Annotated in this window: 6 protein-coding genes; 3 read left to right on the top strand and 3 right to left on the bottom strand. The window is 75.1% G+C overall.

What is annotated here, in order from left to right:
• Positions 1 to 201 precede the first annotated feature (201 nt).
• Together VR44_RS30265 and VR44_RS30260 are read left to right on the top strand one after the other, a co-directional pair.
• Positions 202 to 1,368 (top strand): exonuclease SbcCD subunit D, encoded by a 1,167-nt coding sequence (locus tag VR44_RS30265; protein ID WP_045950812.1) that lies wholly within the window; start codon positions 202 to 204, stop codon positions 1,366 to 1,368.
• Complete coding sequence (locus VR44_RS30260) at positions 1,365 to 4,376, top strand: AAA family ATPase (protein WP_045950811.1); 3,012 nt, start codon at positions 1,365 to 1,367, stop codon at positions 4,374 to 4,376. Before VR44_RS30265 ends, VR44_RS30260 begins: the two co-directional genes overlap by 4 nt.
• Here the strand turns inward: VR44_RS30260 and VR44_RS30255 are convergent.
• On the bottom strand, positions 4,366 to 4,812 hold the full coding sequence (locus VR44_RS30255) for an Lrp/AsnC family transcriptional regulator (RefSeq protein ID WP_045950810.1): 447 nt from the start codon (positions 4,810 to 4,812) through the stop codon (positions 4,366 to 4,368). The genes VR44_RS30260 and VR44_RS30255 overlap by 11 nt on opposite strands.
• A gap of 94 nt (positions 4,813 to 4,906) precedes the next feature.
• On the opposite strand from VR44_RS30255, the gene VR44_RS30250 reads away from it, so the two are divergent.
• Positions 4,907 to 5,419, top strand: a complete 513-nt coding sequence (locus tag VR44_RS30250; RefSeq protein WP_045950809.1) for a rhodanese-like domain-containing protein — start codon at positions 4,907 to 4,909, stop codon at positions 5,417 to 5,419.
• A gap of 81 nt (positions 5,420 to 5,500) precedes the next feature.
• Here the strand turns inward: VR44_RS30250 and VR44_RS30245 are convergent, their stop codons facing one another.
• The gene (locus tag VR44_RS30245; protein ID WP_045950808.1) at positions 5,501 to 7,210 is read right to left on the bottom strand and encodes a DUF885 domain-containing protein; all 1,710 of its coding nucleotides are present in this window, start codon (positions 7,208 to 7,210) and stop codon (positions 5,501 to 5,503) included.
• Between the two features lie 35 nt (positions 7,211 to 7,245).
• The coding region (locus VR44_RS30240) for a GNAT family N-acetyltransferase (RefSeq protein WP_045950807.1) at positions 7,246 to 8,130 on the bottom strand (885 nt) is incomplete at its 5' end.

Genomic DNA, 8,130 nt, shown 5'->3' with positions numbered 1-8,130 from the left:
GGAAGTGGGGGTCCCCCCGGACGGAGTCTGGGGGAGGGTAGGGGACCGGCCCCGCGCAGCGGCCCATCCCCACGCCGACCGCGCACCCGCACCCGGAACCCTGGCCGGGCACCGGTGGCGGACGGGTTAGCCTGGACGGCCGGTGCGGGTCACGGAACCGCGGTCACGGAGGAGAGCAAGCGTGCGGGTCGGAGCGGTCGAGTGAAGTTCCTGCACACCTCCGACTGGCACCTGGGCCGGTCCTTCCACCGCGTGAACATGCTCGGCGCCCAGGCCGCCTTCGTCGACCACCTCGTCGAGGCGGTGCGCGAGCACGCGGTCGACGCCGTCCTCGTCGCCGGGGACGTCTACGACCGGGCCGTGCCCCCGCTGCCCGCCGTCGAGCTCTACGACCGGGCGCTGCACCGGCTCGCCGACCTCGGCGTGCCCACCGTGATGATCTCCGGGAACCACGACTCCGCCCGCCGCCTCGGCGTCGGCGCCGGGCTCATCGGCCGGGCCGGGATCCACCTCAGGACCGACCCGGCCGGCTGCGCCGAGCCCGTGGTGCTGGCCGACGCCCACGGCGACGTGGCTCTCTACGGGCTGCCCTACCTCGAACCGGCCCTGGTCAAGGAGGAGTTCGGCGCGGAGAAGGTCAGCCACGAGGCCGTACTCGGAGCGGCCATGGACCGCGTCCGCGCCGACCTCGCCGGCCGGCCCGAGGGCACCCGCTCGGTCGTCCTCGCGCACGCCTTCGTCACCGGCGGGCAGGCCAGCGACAGCGAACGCGACATCGCCGTCGGCGGGGTCGAGGCCGTACCCGCATCCGTCTTCGACGGCGTCGACTACGCGGCCCTCGGCCACCTCCACGGCTGCCAGACGATCAACGAACGGGTCCGCTACTCCGGTTCCCCGCTCGCCTACTCCTTCTCCGAGGCCGGCCACCGCAAGAGCATGTGGCTCGTCGAACTCGGCCCCGCCGGTGAGATCACCGCCGAACGGCTCGACACCCCCGTCCCCCGTCCCCTCGCCCGGCTCCGCGGCCGCCTGGAGGACCTCCTGGAGGACCCCGCGCTCACCGGCCGCGAGGACAGCTGGGTGGAGGCCGTCCTCACCGACCCCGTCCGCCCCCAGGACCCGATGGCCCGGCTCACCGCCCGTTTCCCCCACACCCTCAGCCTCGCCTTCGAACCCGAGGGACGCCGGGACGAGGGCGCCGCCTCCTACGCCCAGCGCCTGCGGGGCCGCAGCGACCAGGAGATCGCCGAGGACTTCGTCGCCCACGTCCGCGGCGGAGGCACCGCCGACGAGGCCGAACGGGCCGTGCTGCGCGCCGCCTTCGAGGACGTACGGGCCGAGGACGGCCGTCTGGAGACCGCCCGATGAGGCTGCACCGGCTCGAGGTCACCGCCTTCGGACCCTTCGCCGAACCCCAGAGCATCGACTTCGACGCCCTCTCCGGCGCCGGGATCTTCCTGCTGCACGGGCCCACCGGCGCCGGCAAGACCTCCGTGCTCGACGCCGTCTGCTACGCCCTCTACGGCTCCGTGCCCGGCTCCCGCCAGGCCCCCGGCACCACCCTGCGCAGCGACCACGCCGCCCCCGACACCCCCACCGAGGTCACCCTCGAACTCACCGTGGGCGGCCGCCGGCTGGAGATCACCCGCCGCCCCGAACAGGACCGCCCCAAGAAGCGCGGCACCGGCACCACCAAGGACAAGGCCCAGTCCTGGCTCCGCGAACACACCGGCGACGGCTGGAGCGCGCTCAGCCGCTCCCACCAGGAGATCGGCGAGGAGATCGAACAGCTCCTCGGCATGAGCCGCGAGCAGTTCTGCCAGGTGGTCCTCCTCCCGCAGGGGGAATTCGCCCAGTTCCTGCGCGCCGGCGCGGAGGCCCGCGGCCGGCTCCTTGGCCGGCTCTTCGACACCCGCCGCTTCGCCGCCGTCGAGACCCTCCTCGCCGAACGCCGCCGGGCCGCCGAGGCCAAGGTGCGGGCCGGCGACGAGAAGGTGCTCGCCGCCGCCCAGCGGCTCGCCCAGGCCGCCGGCGACAGCGCCGACCTGCGCGCCTGGCCCCTGCCCGCCCACCAGCCCGGCGACCCCGGCCTCGCCGAGGCCGTCCGGGCCTGGGCGGCCGTCGCCCGCTGCTCCGCCCGCGAGCGGCTCACCGTCGCCGAGTACGCCCTGGCCGCCGCCGAGGGACGGCACGCCGCGGCCCGGCGCGCCGCCGAGGAGGCCCGGGAACTCGACCGGCTCCAGCACCGCCACGCCGAGACCGCCCGCCGGGCCGCCCTGCTGGAGCAGGCCGCGCCGGAGCGTGAACGCGTGCGTGAGCTGCTGGACCGGGCCCGCCGGGGCGCCCTCGTCGCCCCGGCCCTGGAACTGCGCGGGGCCGCGGCCGCCGCCCACCTCACCGCCGCCCACGCCGAGACCCTCGCCCGGGCGGAGCTGCCCCCCGCCCTCGCCGGGGCCGGCACCGAACAGCTCGGCGCCGTCGAGCAGCGGCTGCGCGAGGACCTCGGCGCGGCCGGCGCCGCCCAGCGGGCGGAACAGCGCAGCGCCGAGATCGGCCGCGAGCGCGCCACGCTGGAGCGGGAGTCCCGGGACGCCGACGAGCAGCACCAGGAGTCCGCCGAGTGGCTGGCCCGCTGGGAGTCCACCCGCGCCGCCCTGCAGGAACGGGTCGACGCCGCCCAGCAGGCCCTCACCCTCGCCGAACAGCTCGCCGGCCGGCTGGAGCCCGCCCGGGCCCAGCTGGCCGCCGCCCGGCGCCGCGACTCCCTCGCCGCCGACGCCGCGGCCGCCGCCGGAGAGCTGGACTCCGTACGCGAGGAGTCGTACGCCGCCAAGGAACGCTGGCTGGACCTCAAGGAGGCCCGGCTGCGCGGCATCGCCGCCGAGCTGGCCGCCGCCCTGACCCCGGGGGAGCCCTGCACGGTGTGCGGATCGGCGGAGCACCCCGCTCCGGCCCGCCCCGCCCCCGGACACGTGGACCGGGCCGCCGAGGACGCCGCCCACGCCCGTTTCGAGCAGGCCGAGGAGCGCCGGGCCGCCGTCGAACGCCGGCTCGCCTCCCTCCGGGAGGCCGAGGCCGAGGCGGCCGGCGCCGCCGGGGACGCCACCACCGCCGAACTCCTGGCCCTCACCGCCGACCTGAGCGAGCGCCACGCAGCCGCGCACGCGGAGGCCGCCGCACTCCACACCGCCCGCGAGCGCCTCGCCCGCGCCGAGCGGGAGCACGAGGCGCGCAGCTCCGACCGGCTCGAAGCCGAGCGCCGGGCCGCCGCCCGGGCCTCCCGGCGCGAGGCCCTGGACCAGGAGCAGGCCGCCCTCGAAGCCGAACTCGTCCTCGTCCGGGGCGACTCGCCCAGCGTCGCGGCCCGCGCCCGCACCCTGGAGGACCGCATCCGGATGGTCACCACGGCCGCCGCGGCCCTGCGCCGCGCCGAGGACACGGCCGCCCGGCTGAAGCAGGCCGACGACCAGCTCGCCGACGCCGCCTTCAAGGCCGGCTTCGACACCGTCGAAGCGGCCGCCGACGCCGTGCTGCCCGAGTACGAGCGCGCCGCCCTCCAGCACCGCCTGGACGCCTGGCAGGCCGAGGAGGCGATGCTCGCCGAGCGGCGTGCCGAGGCCGACACCGCCGCGGCCGCCGCCCTGCCCCCGGCCGACCCCGCCGCGGCCGAGGCCGCCGCGGAACGGGCCGCCGCGCGGCTGCGCACCGCCGGCTCGGCCGTGGACGCCGCCCGCGTCCGCTGCGCCGAACTGGACCGGCTCTCCCGGCAGGCGGAGCAGGAGCTGCGCGCCCTGGGCCCGCTGCGCGAGGCCTACGAGCGGGTGGCCCGCCTCGCCGGGCTCACCGCGGGCACCTCCGCCGACAACGAGCGCAGGATGCGGCTGGAGTCGTACGTCCTGGCCGCCCGGCTGGAACAGGTCGCCGCCGCCGCGACGGTACGCCTGCTGCGCATGTCCGGCGGCCGCTACACCCTGGTCCACTCCGACGCCCGGGCGAGCGGACGCGGGCGCTCCGGCCTGGGGCTGCACGTGGTGGACGCCTGGACCGGCAGCGAACGGGACACCGCCACCCTCTCCGGCGGCGAGACCTTCTTCGCCTCGCTCGCCCTGGCCCTGGGGCTGGCCGACGTGGTCACCGACGAGGCGGGCGGCATGCGCCTGGACACCCTCTTCATCGACGAGGGCTTCGGCAGCCTCGACGACCAGGCCCTGGACGAGGTCCTCGACGTACTGGACAGCCTGCGCGAACGCGACCGCAGCGTGGGCATCGTCAGCCACGTCGGCGACCTGCGCACCCGGGTCCAGGCCCAGTTGGAGATCGTCAAGCAGCGCGGCGGCTCGGTCGTGCGCCACCGCACGGCGGGGATCAGGGACTGAGCGGACGCCGCGCCAGCGGGGACGAGTACACGATGCTGGTGGTCACCGGGCCCAGTCCGGCGATCCGGCCCGTGACCTCCTCCAGGTGCCCCATGGAACGGGCGGCGACCTTGAGGACGAAGCAGTCGTCGCCCGTGACGTGGTGGGCCTCCAGGATCTCGGAGGTCGCTTCCAGGAAGTCGTGGAACGGCTTGTAGTTGCCGTGCGGATAACGCAGCCGGACCAGCGCCAGGATCGCCTTGCCGAGCTTCTCGTGGTCCACGACGGCCGTGTAGCCGGTGATGATCCCGGCCTCCTCCATGCGGCGGACCCGCTCGGTGACGGCGCTCGCGGACATCGAGACGGCGCGCGCGAGCTCGGTGAAGCTGGCCCGGCCGTCCTGCTGGAGGGCCGCCAGGATGCGCCAGTCGGTGGCGTCGGGGGAATAACCGCTCATGACCCAGATCTAGCAGGGGATTCCCCGGCAGAACAAGGCGAAGGCCGGGGAATCCCACTTCCCGGGCTGATCAACTCTTCGTAGATTTTGAGCCATGACGACGACGAACACCACGACCGCCCCCGCCACCGCCAACCCCGTCCTCCGGGTCCCCCCGGCCACCCCGGCAGCGGCCGCCGCCTACTTCGCGGCCAGCCTGGCCTTCCACGCGGACGTGTCCGACGTCGCCGCGGCCTTCAAGGCGCACCGGGAGCAGGGCGCCGACCTCGGCTTCCAGCTGATCGACTCCCGTTCCACGCCGTCCTGGGACCAGGCCCACGTACCCGGCGCGATCCACCTCCCCACCGCGCTGATCCCCGAACAGGCCGAGAAGCTCCTCGACAAGAACGTCCCCGTGGTCACCTACTGCTGGGGGCCGGGCTGCAACGGAGGCACCCGCTCCGCCCTCGCCCTGGCCGAACTCGGCTTCCAGGTCAAGGAGATGCTCGGCGGCATCGAGTACTGGATCCGCGAGGGCTTCGAGGTCGAGACCTGGCAGGGCACCCAGCAGCGTGCCGAGGCCGACCCGCTGACCGCCCCCACCGACTCCGACGACTGCGGCTGCTGAGCCGCCCGGCGCACGGACGACGGCCGCCCGGCCCCCTTCCGAGGGGAGCGGGCGGCCGTCGGCGCGTGGCGGGGAAAGGGATCAGAGCCGCGAGAGCTCGTCCACCAGGTCGTCCAGGCCCAGCGAACCCTGCGACAGCGCCGCCATGTGCCAGGCCTTCAGGTCGAAGGACTCCCCGCGTGCGGCGCGGGCGTTGTCCCGGCCAAGCAGCCAGGCGCGCTCGCCCAGCTTGTAGCCGATGGCCTGGCCCGGCATCGAAAGGTAGCGGGTCACCTCGCTCTCGATGAAGTCCGCCGGCCGGCCGCTGTGCTGCCCGAAGAACTCCTGCGCCAGGTCCACCGTCCAGCGCTCGCCCGGGTGGAACGGCGAGTCCGCCGGGATCTCCAGCCCCAGGTGCATGCCGATGTCCACGATCACGCGCGCGGCGCGCATCATCTGGCAGTCCAGGTAGCCCAGGCGCTGCTCGGCGTCCTTGAGGTAGCCCAGTTCGTCCATCAGGCGCTCGGCGTACAGGGCCCAGCCCTCGCAGTTGGCGCTGACCCAGCCGACGGTGGCCTGGTAGCGGGAGAGCTGGTCGGCCACGTGCGTCCACTGCGCCAGCTGGAGGTGGTGGCCGGGAACGCCCTCGTGGTACCAGGTGGAGACCAGGTCGTACACGGGGAAGCGGGTCTGCCCCATGGTGGGCAGCCAGGTGCGGCCCGGGCGGGAGAAGTCCTCCGAGGGGTTGGTGTAGTATGGGGCAGCCGCGCCGCCCGCGGGGGCGATCTTGGACTCGACCCGCTTGACCCGCTCGGCGAGCTCGAAGTGGGTGCCGTCGAGGTTCTCGATGGCCTCGTCCATCAGGCCCTGCAGCCAGGCCTGGACCTCGTCCACGCCCTCGATGTGGGTGCCGTGCTCGTCCAGGTGGCGCAGCACGTTCCAGGGGTTGGCCTCGTCCGGGAGGATCTTGGCCGACTCGGCCTTCATCTCCCCGAGCAGGCGGTGGTACTCGGCCCAGCCGTAGGCGTACGCCTCGTCCAGGTCCAGGTCCGTCCCGTTGAAGTAGCGCGACCAGCGGGCGTAGCGCTCGCGGCCCACCGGGTCCGGGGCGTCCGCGACGGCCGGGGCGTACACGTCCCGCATCCAGTCGCGCAGTTCCGCCACCGACGCGGTGGCGGTGGCGGCCGCCTCGTCCAGCTCGGCGCGCAGGGAGTCGGGGCCGGCGGAGGCGAACTCCCCGAAGAAGTCGCGCTCCCCGCCCTCACCCTGGCCGGCCCAGGTGGTGAGCTGGCCGATGAAGGTGGCGGTGGGGCGCGGGCCGCCGAGGAGCCCGCGCTCCAGGCCGAGGGCCAGGCTCTCGCGGTAGCCGGCGAAGGCGGCCGGTACGGCGCGCAGCCGCTCGGCGATCGCGGCCCAGTCCTCCTCGGTCTCGGCGGGGGTGAGCGTGAACACCTCGCGGACCTCGTGCGCCGGGGAGTGGATGTTGCTGACGGCGCGCAGGTCCTCGTCGGCCCCGTGGACGGCGAGTTCGGCGTTCAGGCGCTCGCGCAGCAGCCGGCCGCAGCGGCGCTCGGCGTCCGCGTCGGCGCCGGGCAGCTGCTCGGCCGCGTCGAGCCGGGCGAGGGTCTCGCGCGCCAGCCGGGCGTTCGCCTCACGGCCGGCGGGCGAGTAGTCCGGGAGCCTGCCGGAGCTGGCGGCGACACCGAGGTAGGTGCCGGTGATCGGGTTGATGGCGATGAGTTCGTCGACGTAGGCGTCGGCGACCTGCCGGGGCAGGAGCGCAGCGCCGTCACCGTGGAGGGTCTCTGACATGCGGACATCTTCGTATGAGCGACACCCCTACGTCATCACCATACGGGCTTTTTCTCCTGTCGGAGTCCGGATTCCGGGCGCCTCAGGGCCTTCGCCGGCTCCAGCCGGGCGGTGATCACCAGGGTGCCCTCCTCGATCTGGTAGTCGAGGGGCAGGCCGAGGCCGCGCATGGCCGCGACCATGCCGGTGTTGGAGGCCTGGGTGACGGCGTACACGCTGTCGGAGCCGGCCTCGACGGCCATCGCGAGGAGCCGGCGCAGGAGTTCCGAACCGATGCCCCGGCGCTGCCAGTCGTCCTCGATGAGCAGTGCGACCTCGGTCTCGTCCCCGTCCCACAGCAGGTGGCCGAGGGCGACGAGGCGGCCGGAGGCGGTGGTGGCGGCCAGGGTGCGGCCGAAGCGGGGGCTGAGCAGGTGGCCGAGGTAGCGGTCGGCGTCGGCGACGGGACCGTGGTAACGCAGGGCCAGGGTGCGGTCGCTGCACCGGTCGTGCATGGCGCGGGCGGCCGCCAGGTCGGTGCCGTCGGCCCGGCGGACGGTGATCTCGTTGCCCTCGGGGAGGGTCAGTACGTCCTGGCTCCGGGGGACGCGGGGGCCCAGGCGGGCGTCGAGGTCGACGAGGGCGCGGGCGCGGGCGAACTCGGTGGGGGTGAAGGGCAGGTAGGGGCGCTCCACGGTGATCGCACCCCCCGAGGGGTCGCGCAGCCGCATCACCGTGGCCTCCAGGACGCCCTCCACCGGGGCGTCGCCGCCGGTGTTGGGGCGGCCGGAGAGGGTGGTGGCGGGGATGGAATGGATGGTGCAGCGGCCGAGCAGCTGGCGCAGTGCGAGGGGGAGTTCGGCGGTGTCCAGGGCGGTGCGGGTGGCCAGGCCCAGGACCCGCGTGGGGGTGTCCACCAGGTCGTGGGCGTCGGCGCGCTC

The organism is Streptomyces katrae (assembly GCF_000966975.1).
GTDB classification, from domain to species: Bacteria; Actinomycetota; Actinomycetes; order Streptomycetales; family Streptomycetaceae; genus Streptomyces; species Streptomyces katrae.
This window is presented reverse-complemented; position numbering and strand designations above follow the sequence as displayed.

Excerpts from the sequence above, each read along its gene's own strand:
- VR44_RS30250 (WP_045950809.1), top strand. The coding sequence starts at position 4,907 with ATGACGACGACGAACACCACGACCGCCCCCGCCACCGCCAACCCCGTC.
- VR44_RS30255 (WP_045950810.1), bottom strand. The coding sequence starts at position 4,812 with ATGAGCGGTTATTCCCCCGACGCCACCGACTGGCGCATCCTGGCGGCC.
- VR44_RS30260 (WP_045950811.1), top strand. The coding sequence starts at position 1,365 with ATGAGGCTGCACCGGCTCGAGGTCACCGCCTTCGGACCCTTCGCCGAA.
- VR44_RS30245 (WP_045950808.1), bottom strand. The coding sequence starts at position 7,210 with ATGTCAGAGACCCTCCACGGTGACGGCGCTGCGCTCCTGCCCCGGCAG.